We start from the raw sequence: 13,836 nt of genomic DNA on the forward strand, positions 1-13,836 counted from the left end.
TACTGTTTGCTTCAGGGCTTGATGGCCACCTTGAGCACGCCGTCACGCTGATTGGCGAACAGGTCGTAGGCCGCTTCGATGTCGTTCAGCGCGTACTGGTGGGTCACCAGCGGGCCAAGGTCGACGCGCCCGGACGCCACCACGTTGAGCAGCCGGCGCATGCGTTCCTTGCCGCCGGGGCACAGCGAAGTGACGATCTTGTTGTCGCCGAGGCCGGCATGGAACGCACCCAGCGGAATGGTCAGGTCGCTGGAGTAGACGCCCAGACTCGACAGCGTGCCGCCGGGCTTGAGCGCGCGCAGCGCCTGCTCGAAAGTGGTCTGGGTGCCGAGCGCTTCGATGGCGGCATCGACGCCACGGCCAGCGGTCAGCTTCATGATCTCGTCGACGACATCGACGTTGCGGAAGTTCAGCGTCACGTCAGCGCCCATCCGTCGCGCGATATCCAGCCGGGCATCGACGCCGTCCACCGCAATGATGGTGCTCGCGCCCCGCAGCTTGGCGCCAGCGGTGGCGCAGAGGCCGATCGGCCCCTGGGCGAAGATCACCACGATGTCGCCGATCTTGATGTTGGCCGCCTCGGCGCCAGCGAAGCCGGTGGACATGATGTCCGGGCACATCAGGACCTGCTCATCGGTCAATCCGTCAGGCACCGGCGCCAGGTTGGCCTGCGCGTCGGGCACCAGCACGTATTCGGCCTGGGTGCCGTCGATCGTGTTGCCGAAGCGCCAGCCGCCCATCGGCTTGTAGCCGTGGCAGCTGCAGCCGCCGTCTTGCGAGGAGAGACCGTCCTGGCTGGCGTAGGAGGAGAAGTTCGGGCAGATGGCACCGGCGATGACCCGCTGGCCTTCCTGGTAACCCTGCACGTTGCTGCCGAGCTTTTCGATGATACCCACCGGCTCGTGGCCGATGGTCAGGCCGCGGGCGACCGGATATTCGCCCTTGAGGATGTGTACGTCGGTGCCGCAGATGGTGGTGGTGGTGATGCGCAGCAGCGCATCGTTGGGGCCGATCTCGGGGATCGGCTTGTCCTGCAGTTCGATACGGCCCGGTTCGACGAACACCGCGGCTTTCATCATGGCCATGATGGCGACTCCTCTCGGATCAAAAGACGTCAGGACACTCTAGTCGAGTGTTGTGACGTCTCGCTGATCCCGATCAAGGTCGTGCCCGATGCGGGGACGGTTACTCCTCGTCCGAGGAGAAGTTGTAGTCCATCGACTGGCTGGGGCCTTGCAGGTAATGACCCTGGATGTAGTTGACGCCCGCCTGCCAGAGCGTCGCCAGCACCGTGGCGCTCTCGACGAAGGGCACGATGCTCAGGCGCTTGTGTTCGTGCAGGTCGGCGAGCAGCTGCTTGAGCGCTTCCTGGTTCTCCTGGCGGCTCAGATCTTGGGTGTAGGAGCCGTCGACCTTGACGAACAGCGCGTTCAGGTGACGCAGCGTGTTGAACGGATTGAGCACGCAGCCGAAGTTGCTCAGCGCCATGTGGCAACCCAGCTCGGCGAGGCCCTGGCCCAACGCCTTGGCGGGTTTGAGGTAGGCCACCGCATCCGGTTCGTTGAGCTCGAACACCAGCGCGTCGCCCGGCAGGCGGGCTGCCTTGAGCACGACGCCGAGCCAGGGCAACAGCCCGGGATCCTGCAGACTGGCGCTGGACAGGTGCAGGAACAGCCGCGTGCTGTGGCCCTTGGTGCGATGTTCGGCAAGCAGCTTGATCGAGTTGAGGATCACCCAGCGGTCGATCTTGCCGGCCAGGCCAGCGTCGCTGGCGGCGCTGAGGAACTGCGCCGGCGGGACTTCGACGCCCTGTGGGTCGAGCAGGCGCAGCAGCACCTCGTAGTGCTCGTGACTGTCGCCACGCAGGCTGATGATCGGCTGGAACAGCAGGCGGAAACTGTTGGTGTCCAGCGCCTGCTGCAACATGGCGGCGAGATTGCCGCGACTTGCCGCCGCCGCCAGTTCGTCGGCCGGGTCATAACGCTTGAGCGCGTTGCCGTCGGTGAGTTCGTCGGCACAGCGATGGGCGCGATCGATGACGTCCTGCGCGCGCGCGGTTTTCTCGTCCAGGCCGGCGACGCCGATGCTCAGGGTGGTCTGCACGGTGCGACCGCCAATGTCGAACAGGTGGCCTTCGACGCGAGTCAGCAGTTTGCGTAGCGAGACTTCGGCCTGGTCCGGTGCGATACCGGGCTGCAGCGCGGTGAACACATCGTCGGCGAAGCGGGCCAGCGGCGCCTGGGCGTCGAAGTGCGCGCGCAGCACGTCGGCCAGCTGGCGCAGCAGCTGATCGGCATCGCTCAGGCCGATTTCGGCCTGCAGGCTGGCAAAGCGGTCCACCCGGATATAGGCCAGACTGGCGATCTGGCCGGCATTGACCGCACGCTCGACGGCACTGTCGACCAGTTCGGTGAAATGGTTGCGGTTGTGCAGGCCGGTAATCGGGTCCTGCGTGCTGATCTCGCGCAGCTTCTGCAGTTCGGCGCTGTCGTTTTCGGCGCGGATCACGACCTGGATGCACGGCTCGCCATCGTAGGTGGCCGGCGAGAAGTGCATGCGAGCCTTGAAACTATCGCCATCGACACGCACGCCACTGCAGGTCAGTTCGCTGTTGCCTTCCATCGTCTGGTAGTTCTTCAGGAAGGTCTTGAAACTGCCCTGATCGCAGGCTTCGATCAGGTCGATCATCGGCATGCCTTCCAGATCTTCGACGTCGGCGTAGCCGAACAGCTCAAGGTAGGCGCGGTTGGCATAGATGTGCATGCCGTCGTGCACGTAGGCAATGGCGTCCACCGAGCTGTCGAGCAGCAGCTGGCAGCGTTTTTCCGCCTCGCGCAACGCCACTTCCGCCGAACGCCGGGCGCGCCGCTGTTCGAGGTTGGCCAGCTCGCGGTTGGCCACCAGTAGCAGCCACTCGTCCTCGCCTTGCGGCAGCGCATCCTGGGCGCCGAGCGTCAGCGCATCGGTGATCGCTTCGGCGTCGTTGCTCGCGGTGAGCTGGACGATCGGGATGTCCTTGGCCTGCCGGCGGATGGCGGCGATGGCCTCGCTCGGTTCGAGATTCTCGCTGCTCGGCGCGGCGATCAGCAGGTCCCAGGTCTGTTGCAGCGCGCTCGCGAGATCGTCGCTGGACGTGAGGCGATGCACCCGGGTGGCCTGTCCGGCATTGCGGAACAGACTGACCAGACGCTCGGCTTCGTTCTGCGAATCCTCGAGAATCAACAGGCGGATGGTTTTCTTTTGCAGGGCCATGACGACAGATCAAAAGCGCGCCGAAGGTGCGCGGGCGGGCGAAAATACGGGTGCCGGCAATCTACAGCGACTTCCAGAGTGAGTCAAAATCTGCGTCCCCATTGACTGCGCGGGTTCCCCAGGCTGTGACCGGCATCTCCGGCTCGGCGGGCGGCTGGCCGATGAGCTGGTACTCGAACTGGTTGTAGTTGCCGGTATGGCTCTGGCGGCGCTGCAGTACGGCGCGCTGCTCGTTGCCTTCCTGATTGATCAGCACCTTGTGGCCCTGCTGAAACGGAAGGCGTGGGGCGATCAGGGTCGCCGCCTGGCCGATGGCCGGGATTGCTGGCAGCAGCAGCGCGCGCAGGTATTCGCTGCCCAGCTCGGTCTTGCGCAGCAGACGCAGGCCGCAGGGTTGCGCTTGCGGCGCGATCAGTTCGACGCCCATCTGCGTGCCGCCGCCGCGCACCTGGCGAACCCAGCGCACCACGGCGACGCTCCAGCCGTTGTCGCCGTCGCGCAGTCCCAGCAGCTCGCCAGCCTGCAGTTGTGTGGGAACCTCGGCCGGCCAGGACAGGCAGTAACCGCCGGGGCTGTGGTTGACCAGGCGAACCTCGAACTCAGGGTAGGTCTGCTCGCTGGCTTGCGCGGCCGCCGGTGCCTGGCTGGGATTGGTCGGGCGAACGAACTCGATGTGTTCGTCGGGCAGCAGGCCGTCGCCGTTGAGGCTTTGCGCGTCGAAGGCGTTCGCCCAGATGTCGGGGGCGCCGTTGTTGGCCTTGAACACTGCCGAGCTGGGTTCCTCGTGACGCTCCAGTACGGCGTTGAACGGACGCCGGCCGGCGAGTTGGTAGTGCAGGGCGGTCATGCCGATGCACAGGTGCAGCGTGCCGTTGGCCGGTGTGCGCTGGAAGGAGCGCTCGGCCATGTCGCCCCAGGCTGCGCTCAGGTGCAGCAGCAGGTCATCGCCGATGCCACTGGCGTCCGGCAGCGAAGAGCGGTCGCGATGCTCCGGCGGCAGACGCAGGTGCTCGGCGAGCGCTGCGACCAGCCGGCTGGTGTCGATGCCGCACATGCTTGGCAGCGCGGCGCGGGCGAACAGCGAGCGGTAACGCGGCGCACTGTCATGCTGCGGCGAGAAGACGAACAGGCTGGACGGCGCGCTGGCCGGCTGGATGACCGCCAGCGTGCTCCAGGTCTCCAGTGCCTTGGCCAGCCGGGCGATGCCGGACTGGCGCAGCTGGTTGCAGCGCGCGCAGCCCAGCAGCAGGGCGGCGAGGTAGCACTGCTCGGTGCTCAGGCCCGGACCGTGGTGCGCCAGCGGGTCGCGCACCGCGGTACCCTGCACGGCGTACTGCGCGGCGAGCTGATAGAGCTGGTGCAGCTCGAGCCAGAGGCTCTCGGCGGCTGGGCTGTAGAGCTGGGCAGAGCGCGTCAGCAGCGCGCCGAGGCTGTGCACCGCGCGCTGCAGGGCGATCGTCAGAAGCTGCCGGCGATCCTGCTCGGGGCGTGCAAGGGCGCGCACGACGATCAGCTTGTAGCCGGTGGCCAGGTGATTCTGCAGCGCTTGGCAGAGACCGGCGACCTTGCGTGGTCGCTCGTCGAGCACGATCGGTTGATTCAGGTAGTGCCGCTCGAGATGCCCGCAGACGTAGTGCACCTCGGGGCGTAGCAGTTCCAGCAGCTGCAGACGGGTTTGCGACGGCACGCGCAGCTGGTTGATTTCGACCAGCGCCTGGTAGAGCTGGCGTGCCATTTCTCCCAGATTCGCTTTGGGCAGGCCGGCGAGCCACACCTGCAGTGCGCGCACGCTCGCCTCGCAGAAGCTCAGGCTCTGCTGGGTCGGCGTGGGTACGCGCAATGGCAAATGAAGACTCTGCAACCGGAAACTCCCGCAGCACCGACCATCGGTGCCTTGTCAGCGAACTCTATCAGCTGCGCTTCGTCGTGTTGATGATCGACGATGTCATTTTGATATTATCCGATGATTGGTCGTTCCGGTACGCGGGGTTGTCGCAGGGCGTGTCGGGTGCGGCGCCGCGCGCGGGTGGGCCTGCTCATTCTGCAGGCCCTGCCGGCATCATTCCGTCTGCGCCTGGCCGAGCGCTTCGCCCATGCACACAGGGCTCAGCGGGCCCAGTTGCTCCGCCCAGCGAACCTGCTCCGGTCCGAACAGCAGGATCACGGTGGAGCCGAGCTTGAAGCGGCCCATTTCCGCGCCTTTTTCCAGCCGGATCGGTGCGCGCGCGGATTCGTCGTACAGGAACGTCTTCAGGGTGCGCTTGGGTGGCGTGACAAGGCCGGCCCAGACGGTTTCGATGCTGGCGACGATCATTGCGCCGACCAGCACCATCGCCATCGGCCCGCGTTCGGTGTCGAAGATGCACACCACGCGCTCGTTGCGCGCGAACAGTTCCGGCACGCCCTGGGCGGTCACTGTGTTCACCGAGAAGATGCGCCCCGGTACGTAGACCATCTCGCGCAGGGTGCCCGTGATCGGCATGTGCACCCGGTGGTAATCCTTGGGCGACAGGTAGACGGTGGCGAAGTCGCCGCCCATGAACGGCGCGGCGCGCTGGTGATCGCCGCCGAGCAGCTCCGTGACGCTGTAGCTGTGGCCCTTGGCCTGGAAGATGCGGCCCTGCTCGATCTTGCCGAGCTGGCTGATGGCGCCGTCGCAGGGGTTGAGAATGGCGCCGGGCGTCGGGTCCAGCGGGCGGGCGCCATCCTTCAGCGCACGGGTGAAGAACGCGTTGAAGTGCTCGTAGGCGCTCAGGTCTTCGATCTGTGCCTGGCTCATGTCCACCTGGAAATGCCGGGCGAAACACTTGATGAAGGCGTTCTTCAGCCAGGGAATGCGACATTCGGCCAGGCAGCCGGCCAGGCGCGAAATCAGGTGATGCGGCAGCAGGTACTGGCTGATGACGAACAAGCGATCTTTCATGGATGACCTTTTCATGACTGGATCGGCGTATCGGGCAGGTTGCCCCATTCGCCCCAGGAACCGGCGTAGCCCTTGATTCTGGGGTATCCCAGAGCCTTGGCCAGCAGGTAGGTGAAGCCCGAGCGGTGATGCGTCTGGCAGTGGGTGATGATTTCCTTCTCCGCCACGATGCCGAGTGCCTGGAGTTGCTCGGCGATGTCGCTGCGGATACGCAGCGCGCGTGCCGGGTCCATGCCGGCGGTCCATTCGAAGTTCACTGCGCCGGGAATGTGCCCGCCGCGAGCGGCGAGCACCTTTTCGCCGCGGTACTCCTGCGGCGAACGGGCGTCCCAGACCACCAGATCGTCCGCGCCGAGGCGGCTTTCGAGGTATTCGCGGGTGGCGATGGGGGCGCTTTCGAGTTGCAGTGCGACCGTGCCGCCGGCCGCGACCGGCACGTCGCGCGACAGCGGGCGGCGTTCGGCCAGCCAGGCATGCAGGCCGCCGTCGAGGTAGTGGTAGTGACGATGGCCGATCACATCGAGCAGCCAGATGAAGCGCCCGGCCCAGCCGCCGCCCTCGTCGTCATAGACCACATAGACCGCATCGGCGCGATGGCCGAGGGCGCCGAATAGCGCTTCGAGTTGTGCCTTGGGTGGCAGCAATCCCGGCGCCGGTGGCTGGCCCAGCTGGGTCTGCTTGGGGTCGACGAAGCGCGCGCCGGGCAGGTGGCCTTCGGCATAGCGGACGGCGCTGGTGAGATCGACCAGGATCAGTTCGGGAGCGTGCAGGCGTTCGGCCAGATCGGCAGGCTCGATTACCAGTGGCAGGTTTGCGAAGACGGACACGGCAGGTCTCGGCGAGTCGGTGAAGGCGCAGTCTAGCGAAAAAGCTCAGCTGCCGCGCTTGCTGAAATTGCCCAGCGCCCGCTCGATGCACTGGGCGGTCTTGTCGAACGCCTGCAGCGTCGGGGCGCTTAGCGCGGCGTTGTCCTGGTCGGCGATCAGCAGCATCAGCACGCGCCCGTTGCTGCCCAGCGAGCGCAGCAGCAGGTGCTCGCCGGCGAACAGCGCCTTGAGTGTGCCGGGTAGCAGCGCCGAGAAGGTCGCGATGTTGTCTGGCTGCAGGTGCAGCTGTGCGGGTTTTTCCAGCAACCGGCGCAGCACCTGACTGTGTTGCGGATCGAGGATCAGGCGCGCGGCGTGCTCTGGCAGACCGACGTCCTGTTGCGTGACCAGCCGCTGGTTCTTGCGATCCAGCAGCATCAGCAGTACGCGCTGCATGCCGATGCTGACCAGCGCGGTGCGCGCGCAGGCCGTCAGTTGATGCACGTTGGTGAAGGGGCTGGGCGCGCTCAGCAGCTCACGGCAGCAGTCACGCCAGCGCGCCAGCGCCTCGGCGTCGGGTACGCTGGCCGTGCCGGTCTTCTTGTGCTGGAAGCGGCTGTCCCACGGCCACAGCAGTCCTTGCGCCGGGTGCCAGAGGTCGGTCGGGCCGATGGCTCGCGCACTGTCGACGGCCTGCTGGTGGACCAGTTGCTGCACCTGCGCCATCGGCAGCTGCAGGTACAGGCCGATCAGCTGCTGCCAGCGCAGGCTGTGCACGCCACTCCAGCTGTGATGCGCGGCGAGCGCCAGGCCGTTGGCCAGCACGATGGTGTTGCTCGGCAGGGTCAGCCAGCGGCGCAGCTCGGGGTCGGCGTCCAGCCGTTGCTGCTGCTGCAAGGGGTGAGTGTTGTCGCGGGCGATGTGCAGCGCCTTGACCAGCAGGCGTCGATTGCCGCCGAGCAGCCGGTAGCCCTGGATGATCCAGTCGGGCAGATGCCAGTGTTCGGCGATCTTCAGGCACAGCTCCAGCAGCGGCACGCCGAGCAGTTGCTGTTCGACCCGTTGCAGTGGCTCGCCGCTGACCAGCACGCGCTGTTCCCAGGCCTCGAACAGCTGCGGCCGCGCGGCCAGCAGTGCCCATACCGGCGAGAGAAACAGCAGGCTGCCCCAGTGGATGTCCTGCCACAGGCGTGCCAGGCGGCCGGCGAATAGGCCGCTGGCCTGCTGGCTGGCGTGCCGGCTGATTAGCACCATCTGCCGCAGCGCCGGCGGCATGTCGGCGGTCGCCGTGGCGGGAATGCGGTCGAGGAGGCGTTCGGCGCGCTCGACGCCGATGCGGCTGAGCGCGGTTTCGAGATTCTCCGCAGGCTGGCCGTCGCCGCCATGCCGGTTGGCTTCGCGGATGAAACTCAGCGCCAGCACCGGGCTGGGCTGCACCCGCTCGGCAATCTGGCGCATGGATTGGCTGTTGTCGCGCAGCGCGCGGCGCACGCTCTCGTGCACCGTGGCGAATGCCGGCAGCGGAGAATCGTCGAGAAGCTTGATCCAGGCGGGGATGCTGCGGGGTAGCGAAGTCGTTGTGGTCATGGCGCCGAACTGGCTTTTCGTCGGGATGCTCTTTAGTCTGGCGCAAAAGTTCCGATAACCCGAACAATTCTTTCAGATACCCCTCCTTGACGGAGCGCGGAGCCGCTGTGCGAACGTGCTCCGATTCGTTTCGAGCGGTTGGTAATCAGGCTTCCCAGACGTACCTATGGTCAAGATTCTCGGCATCATCGTGGTAATTGGCAGCGTGCTCGGCGGCTTCATGCTCTCCGGCGGCGCCCTGGCGGCACTCATCCATCCGTTCGAAGTGCTGATCATCGGTGGCGCCGCGCTCGGCGCGTTCCTGCAGGCCAACCCGGGCAGCACGACGAAAATCGTGTTCCAGAAATCGCTGAAGATGTTCAGCAGCCGCTTCACCCAGACCTATTACCTGGAAGTGCTCGGCCTGCTCTATTCGGTGCTCAACAAGAGCCGTCGCGAAGGCATGATGGCCATCGAGGCGGACCTCGAGGACCCGGCCGCCAGCCCGCTGTTCAGCAAGTACCCCGGCGTGCTCAAGGACGAGCGCATGACCGCGTTCATCTGCGATTACCTGCGCATCATGTCCACCGGCAACATGGCCCCGCACGAACTCGAAGGGCTGTTCGACATGGAGCTGGCCAGCCTCAAGGAAGAATTGGAGCATCCCTCGCATGCGGTGAATCGCATTGCCGACGGCCTGCCGGCGATGGGTATCGTCGCCGCGGTGCTCGGCATCGTGCTGACCATGTCGGTGCTGGCCGATGCCAACAACGCGGAGATCGGCGAGAAGGTCGGCGCCGCGCTGGTCGGTACCTTCCTCGGCATTCTCGCCGCCTACGGCTTCTTCGGCCCGCTGTCCGCCTCGCTTGAGCACGACGCGCGCGAGGAGCTGAATCTCTACGAGGCAATCAAGGCCACCCTGGTCGCCTCGGCTTCCGGCATGCCGCCGACGCTGGCCGTCGAGTTCGGCCGCAAGGTGTTGTTCCACGCCCATCGCCCGAGCTTCACCGAGCTTGAGCAAGCGATGCGTGGCAGCTAAGCGCCGCTATGGACAATAATCAACCGATCATCGTCAAGCGGGTCAAGAAGACCGCCGGCGGCCATCATGGCGGCGCCTGGAAGATTGCCTTCGCCGACTTCATGACCGCGATGATGGCGTTCTTCCTGGTGATGTGGCTGATGAGCTCGGCGACGCCGGAGCAGAAACGCGCCATCTCCGGCTATTTCCAGGACCCCATCGGCTTCACCGAAAGCGCCAGTCCGCACGTGATCGACCTGGGCGGCACGCCGACGCCGTCGCCGGACCGCACCCTCAACCCGGAGATCGACCCGGCGGTGCCGCAGGCGGATGTGCAGATCGACGGCGATCAGGTGGAAACCCTCGCCGAACAGATCGAGCGCGAGCGCCTGGAACTGCTGCTGCAGGAACTGCAGAACAAGGTCGACGAGAACCCCGAGCTGGAGCGCTTCAAGGATCAGATCCTGTTCGAGATCACCAAGGACGGGCTGCGCATCCAGATCATGGATGACGAAAACCGTCCGATGTTCGCGCTCGGCAGCGCGCAGCTGCAGCCGTATTTCGAGGACATCCTGCTGGCGATGGGCGACACCATTCGCGCGGTGCCGAACAAGATCAGCATCAGCGGCCATACCGACGCCAAGCCGTACGCCGGCAATGGCGATTTCGGCAACTGGGAACTGTCCGCCAACCGCGCCAACGCGGCGCGTCGCACGCTCATCGCCGGACGCTACCCTGAAGAGCAGATCGCCCGTGTCGTCGGCTATGCCTCCTCGGCGCTGTTCGATCGCAAGAACCCGCTCAACCCGATCAACCGGCGCATCGACATCCTGGTGCTGACCAAGAAGGCGCAGCGCAACATCGAGAACGAGCAGTTCGTGCCGGCCGAGGGCGACGATGCGAGCAAGGCGCCAGCCGCGCCGGCGAACCCGTCTGCTCCGGCGGGCGCCAGCGGTGAGCCGCTATCGCCGGGGCAGGTGCGCGAACGGCTGAACATCTTCGATGAAGGCGTGCTCAAGCTTGACCAGCCGCGGCCCGCCGGCGGCGACGATCAGTAGTCGGGGTCGGGCAGGCTGCTGAGGATGTGCCGGTAGCTGTTCATCCGCTGCGGCTGGATGCGTCCGTCCTCGAGCGCCTTGAGCAGCGCGCAGCCCGGCTCGCGGTCATGCTTGCAGTCGCGGAAGCGGCAGTGCCCGAGCAGATCGGCGAATTCGATGAAGCCGGCCTCGACATCGTCGCGGCTGACGTGGCCGAGGCCGAATTCGCGGATGCCGGGTGAATCGATCAGTTCGCCGCCACCGGGGAAGTGGAACAGTCGCGCCGTGGTGGTGGTGTGAGTGCCCTTGCCGGTCAGCTCCGAGAGCGCACCGACGCGGGTATCGACGCCCGGCAGCAGGCTGTTCACCAGCGACGACTTGCCCACCCCGGACTGGCCGACGAACACGCTGACGTGGCCGTTCAGCGCCGCGCGCAGTTCGTCCATGCCGGCGCCGCCGTGGGCCGACACCTCCAGCAGCGGATAGCCAAGCGTGCGGTAGACCGCCAGCAGCGCGTTGAGCGCGCCCTCGTTGTGCTCGTCGATCAGGTCCGCCTTGTTCAGCAGCAGCAGCGGACGGATACCGGCATGTTCGGCGGCGACCAGATAACGGTCGATCAGGTTGGCATGCGGTTCAGGCAGCGGCGCGAAGACGATGACGATCAGGTCGACGTTGGCCGCCACCGGCTTGAGCTGGCCGCGGGTGTCGGGGCGGCACAGTTCGGAGTGGCGCGGCAGCTGCGCGACGATTACGCCGATGCCCTGGTTGCCCGGACGCCATACCACGCGGTCGCCGGTGACCAGCGCCGGCAGGTTGGCGCGCAGGTGGCAGCGGAAGACCTGCCCGCTGTGCTCGCCTTCCTGCGCTTCGACCTCGACCTGCACGCCGAAATGCGCGATCACCAGACCGAACTGCTCCGGCCCCAGATCGCCGCCTTCCAGTTCTTCCAGCGCGCGGGATTCGCGGCGTGCCGCGCGGGCAGTACGTTCTTCCTGGATTTTCTCGATGCGCCAGTTCTGGCGGCGGTTGAGTTGGCGTTTGGCCATGTGCGGGGCGTCGGTCGATGTAAGGTGCGCGAGTCTAGCATGGCCGACCGGCGCCGCTGACCGCCTGTTTTGGCGCGCAGGCGGCAGGTAGACTGGCCTGCCGTCCCGTCTTCGTGTCCGTCATGTCCGACTCGCCGCGCTTTCGTCCGCCGATCTTGCTCGCCCTGGGGGCGCAGCTGGCGGCGCTGCTGCTGACCTGGTTGGTGCTGCTGGCCGCGGCGCGCCTGCTCGGCCTGCACGTCTCGTTGCTGCAGGCGGCCATCATGCAGGGCGCGCTCGCCGCCTTGCTGGGCGCACGGCTGGGCCTGTCGCGCTGGTGGTGGCCGATCAACCTGGTCTTTGTGCCGGCGCTGGTTGTGCTGCGCGATCACAGCCTGCCGGGATGGCTGCCGCTGGCGGCCTTCGCCGCGTTGTTCTTGCTGAACTGGAACGCTTTTTTCGAGCACGTGCCGCTGTATCTGACCGGCCGGGCGGCCGAACGGCGTTTGGCTGAACGTCTGGCCGGGCTGCCGGCGAACTTCCGTTTCGTCGATCTGGGCTGTGGGCTGGCCGGCAGTCTGTCGCGTCTGGCCCAGGCTTATCCGCAGGCGCGCTTCGTCGGCGTGGAGACCGCGCCGCTGGCGTTCCTCATCGCCTGGCTGCGCTGCCTGCCGCGACGCAACTGCCGAATTTTCCTGCGCAGCCTGTGGCGCGTCGATCTGGCGCGGTACGAGGTGGTCTACTGCTTCCTCTCGCCGGCCCCGATGCCGGCGCTGTGGCGCAAGGCCTGCGTGCAGATGCGGCCGGACGCGCTGCTGATCAGCAACAGTTTCGCGGTGCCGGGCGTCGAGCCCGAAGAGCGGCTGGTGGTCGACGACTGGCGGCAATCGCAGCTGCTGCTCTGGCGCCCCGGTGTGCCCCGGCCTGACGACCCGCAGGCGAGCGGCTAAACTGCGCGCCACAGCCAAGGAGCCCATCATGCAGAACCCGCAGAACCTGATCTGGATCGACCTGGAAATGACCGGTCTGGACCCGGATACCGACGTCATCATCGAAATGGCCACCATCGTCACCGACAGCCAGCTCAACATACTGGCCGAGGGGCCGGTGATCGCGGTGCATCAGAGCGACGAGGTGCTGGCGCGCATGGACGAGTGGAACACCCGCCAGCACGGCGGTTCGGGCCTGACCCAGCGGGTGCGCGAGAGCCGCATCGGCACCGCCGAGGCAGAGGCCCAGACCCTGGTGTTTCTCGAACAGTGGGTGCCGAAGGGCAAGTCGCCGATCTGCGGCAACAGCATCTGCCAGGATCGGCGCTTCCTCTATCGGCAGATGCCGGCGCTGGAGCGCTACTTCCACTACCGCAACCTGGACGTCTCGACGCTCAAGGAGCTGGCCGCGCGCTGGGCGCCGCAGATCATGCAGGGATTCAGCAAGAGCGGTACGCACCTGGCGCTGGACGACATCCGCGACTCCATCGCCGAGCTGCGGCACTACCGCGAGCATTTCATCAAAGTGTGATGCCGCCGGCGGCGTCCGGCCCGGCGCGCCGCTACTTGCCGAGCTTGCGCAACTCGTCGGACTCGACGATGCGCACGCCGTCGCCTTCCTCCAGCGCCAGGCGCCACAGCGCGCGGGCCAGCGTGCAGGCTTCGATGCCGTGGTACTTGCCCGGCAGCAGTTGCGACAGCGGCGCGGCGATCCGCTCGCTCAGGCGCAACTCCAGACGCGGGCCGAGCAGCTGTGACGGCCGCGCGATGGTCAGCTGCGGCCAGTCCTGGGCCTCGAGCGCCGCTTCCATCTCGCCTTTGACCCGGCAGTAGAAGATCGGGCTGTCCGGGCTGGCGCCCAGCGAACTGATCACCAGCAGGTGTCGCGCGCCCAGCTCGCGTGCGCGACGGGCGAAGGCCAGCACCAGATCGAAATCGATGGCACGGAACGCCTCCTGGGTGCCGGCCTGCTTGAGCGTGCTGCCCAGGCAGCAGAACGCGGTGTCGACCGGGCCGTTGAGCTGGTCGAGCAGCGACTGCAGCGGCCCGACCGGGTTTTCCAGGCGCGGGTGCGCCGCCAGCGGCTTGCGCGTCGGCGCCAGCACGCGTGCGACGGTGGGTTCGTTGAGCAGTCGATCGAGCAGGTGTTCGCCGGTCAGTCCGGTGGCGCCGGCAAGCAGAATGCGCTGGGGCGTCAGATACATGGTCATGCTCCTTGG

The 13,836-nt window shown here is 66.5% G+C and carries 12 protein-coding genes; 4 read left to right on the forward strand and 8 right to left on the reverse strand.

The genetic code is table 11. The features are described 5' to 3' along the window. Positions 1 to 11 precede the first annotated feature (11 nt). The 6 genes from NAV27_RS02230 to NAV27_RS02255 form a co-directional block, all read right to left on the reverse strand. Positions 12 to 1,088, reverse strand: a complete 1,077-nt coding sequence (locus NAV27_RS02230) for an NAD(P)-dependent alcohol dehydrogenase (RefSeq protein ID WP_180981415.1) — start codon at positions 1,086 to 1,088, stop codon at positions 12 to 14. Between the two features lie 97 nt (positions 1,089 to 1,185). Next, complete coding sequence (locus NAV27_RS02235; RefSeq protein WP_102827885.1) at positions 1,186 to 3,252, reverse strand: EAL domain-containing response regulator; 2,067 nt, start codon at positions 3,250 to 3,252, stop codon at positions 1,186 to 1,188. 61 nt (positions 3,253 to 3,313) lie between these two features. After that, the gene (locus tag NAV27_RS02240; RefSeq protein ID WP_102827884.1) at positions 3,314 to 5,113 is read right to left on the reverse strand and encodes a cyclic-di-GMP receptor FimW-related protein; all 1,800 of its coding nucleotides are present in this window, start codon (positions 5,111 to 5,113) and stop codon (positions 3,314 to 3,316) included. Positions 5,114 to 5,311: 198 nt separating this feature from the next. Further along, positions 5,312 to 6,175: an archaetidylserine decarboxylase gene (gene asd, locus NAV27_RS02245; RefSeq protein WP_102827883.1), complete on the reverse strand. Its 864-nt coding sequence runs from the start codon at positions 6,173 to 6,175 to the stop codon at positions 5,312 to 5,314. Positions 6,176 to 6,186: 11 nt separating this feature from the next. Continuing rightward, positions 6,187 to 7,002 carry a rhodanese-like domain-containing protein gene (locus NAV27_RS02250; protein WP_102827882.1) on the reverse strand — a complete coding sequence of 272 codons (816 nt, stop codon included), beginning with the start codon at positions 7,000 to 7,002 and terminating at the stop codon, positions 6,187 to 6,189. A 45-nt stretch (positions 7,003 to 7,047) separates the two neighbouring features. Then, positions 7,048 to 8,568 (reverse strand): HDOD domain-containing protein, encoded by a 1,521-nt coding sequence (locus NAV27_RS02255; protein WP_102827881.1) that lies wholly within the window; start codon positions 8,566 to 8,568, stop codon positions 7,048 to 7,050. Between the two features lie 166 nt (positions 8,569 to 8,734). Between NAV27_RS02255 and motA the strand changes: the two genes are divergently transcribed. Beyond that, positions 8,735 to 9,586, forward strand: coding sequence for a flagellar motor stator protein MotA (gene motA, locus NAV27_RS02260; RefSeq protein ID WP_008569628.1), 852 nt, complete (start codon positions 8,735 to 8,737; stop codon positions 9,584 to 9,586). A gap of 8 nt (positions 9,587 to 9,594) precedes the next feature. After that, entirely contained in the window at positions 9,595 to 10,623 is a 1,029-nt protein-coding gene (gene motB / locus NAV27_RS02265; RefSeq protein ID WP_102827880.1) for a flagellar motor protein MotB, read from the forward strand. Here the strand turns inward: motB and rsgA are convergent. Continuing rightward, a complete protein-coding gene (gene rsgA, locus NAV27_RS02270) occupies positions 10,617 to 11,648 on the reverse strand; it encodes a small ribosomal subunit biogenesis GTPase RsgA (protein ID WP_102827879.1) in 1,032 nt (343 codons plus the stop codon). The two genes, motB and rsgA, sit on opposite strands and share 7 nt — an antisense overlap. Positions 11,649 to 11,770: 122 nt before the next feature. Here rsgA and NAV27_RS02275 point away from each other — a divergent pair, with 122 nt between their 5' ends. Both NAV27_RS02275 and orn read left to right on the forward strand, forming a co-directional pair. Next, positions 11,771 to 12,577, forward strand: coding sequence for a class I SAM-dependent methyltransferase (locus NAV27_RS02275; RefSeq protein WP_102827878.1), 807 nt, complete (start codon positions 11,771 to 11,773; stop codon positions 12,575 to 12,577). Between the two features lie 28 nt (positions 12,578 to 12,605). Continuing rightward, on the forward strand, positions 12,606 to 13,148 hold the full coding sequence (gene orn, locus NAV27_RS02280) for an oligoribonuclease (protein WP_102827877.1): 543 nt from the start codon (positions 12,606 to 12,608) through the stop codon (positions 13,146 to 13,148). A gap of 31 nt (positions 13,149 to 13,179) precedes the next feature. Here orn and NAV27_RS02285 read toward each other — a convergent pair whose 3' ends face one another. Beyond that, the gene (locus NAV27_RS02285) at positions 13,180 to 13,821 is read right to left on the reverse strand and encodes an oxidoreductase (protein ID WP_102827876.1); all 642 of its coding nucleotides are present in this window, start codon (positions 13,819 to 13,821) and stop codon (positions 13,180 to 13,182) included. Positions 13,822 to 13,836: the final 15 nt, after the last annotated feature.

It is taken from the genome of Stutzerimonas degradans, from assembly GCF_024448505.1.
In the GTDB taxonomy this organism is placed as follows: domain Bacteria; phylum Pseudomonadota; class Gammaproteobacteria; order Pseudomonadales; family Pseudomonadaceae; genus Stutzerimonas; species Stutzerimonas degradans.

What these genes read in the sequence shown, in the direction of transcription:
- motB (WP_102827880.1), top strand. Translation starts at nt 9,595, where the DNA reads ATGGACAATAATCAACCGATCATCGTCAAGCGGGTCAAGAAGACCGCC.
- NAV27_RS02235 (WP_102827885.1), bottom strand. Translation starts at nt 3,252, where the DNA reads ATGGCCCTGCAAAAGAAAACCATCCGCCTGTTGATTCTCGAGGATTCG.
- orn (WP_102827877.1), top strand. Translation starts at nt 12,606, where the DNA reads ATGCAGAACCCGCAGAACCTGATCTGGATCGACCTGGAAATGACCGGT.
- NAV27_RS02285 (WP_102827876.1), bottom strand. Translation starts at nt 13,821, where the DNA reads ATGTATCTGACGCCCCAGCGCATTCTGCTTGCCGGCGCCACCGGACTG.
- asd (WP_102827883.1), bottom strand. Translation starts at nt 6,175, where the DNA reads ATGAAAGATCGCTTGTTCGTCATCAGCCAGTACCTGCTGCCGCATCAC.
- NAV27_RS02255 (WP_102827881.1), bottom strand. Translation starts at nt 8,568, where the DNA reads ATGACCACAACGACTTCGCTACCCCGCAGCATCCCCGCCTGGATCAAG.
- rsgA (WP_102827879.1), bottom strand. Translation starts at nt 11,648, where the DNA reads ATGGCCAAACGCCAACTCAACCGCCGCCAGAACTGGCGCATCGAGAAA.
- motA (WP_008569628.1), top strand. Translation starts at nt 8,735, where the DNA reads ATGGTCAAGATTCTCGGCATCATCGTGGTAATTGGCAGCGTGCTCGGC.
- NAV27_RS02275 (WP_102827878.1), top strand. Translation starts at nt 11,771, where the DNA reads ATGTCCGACTCGCCGCGCTTTCGTCCGCCGATCTTGCTCGCCCTGGGG.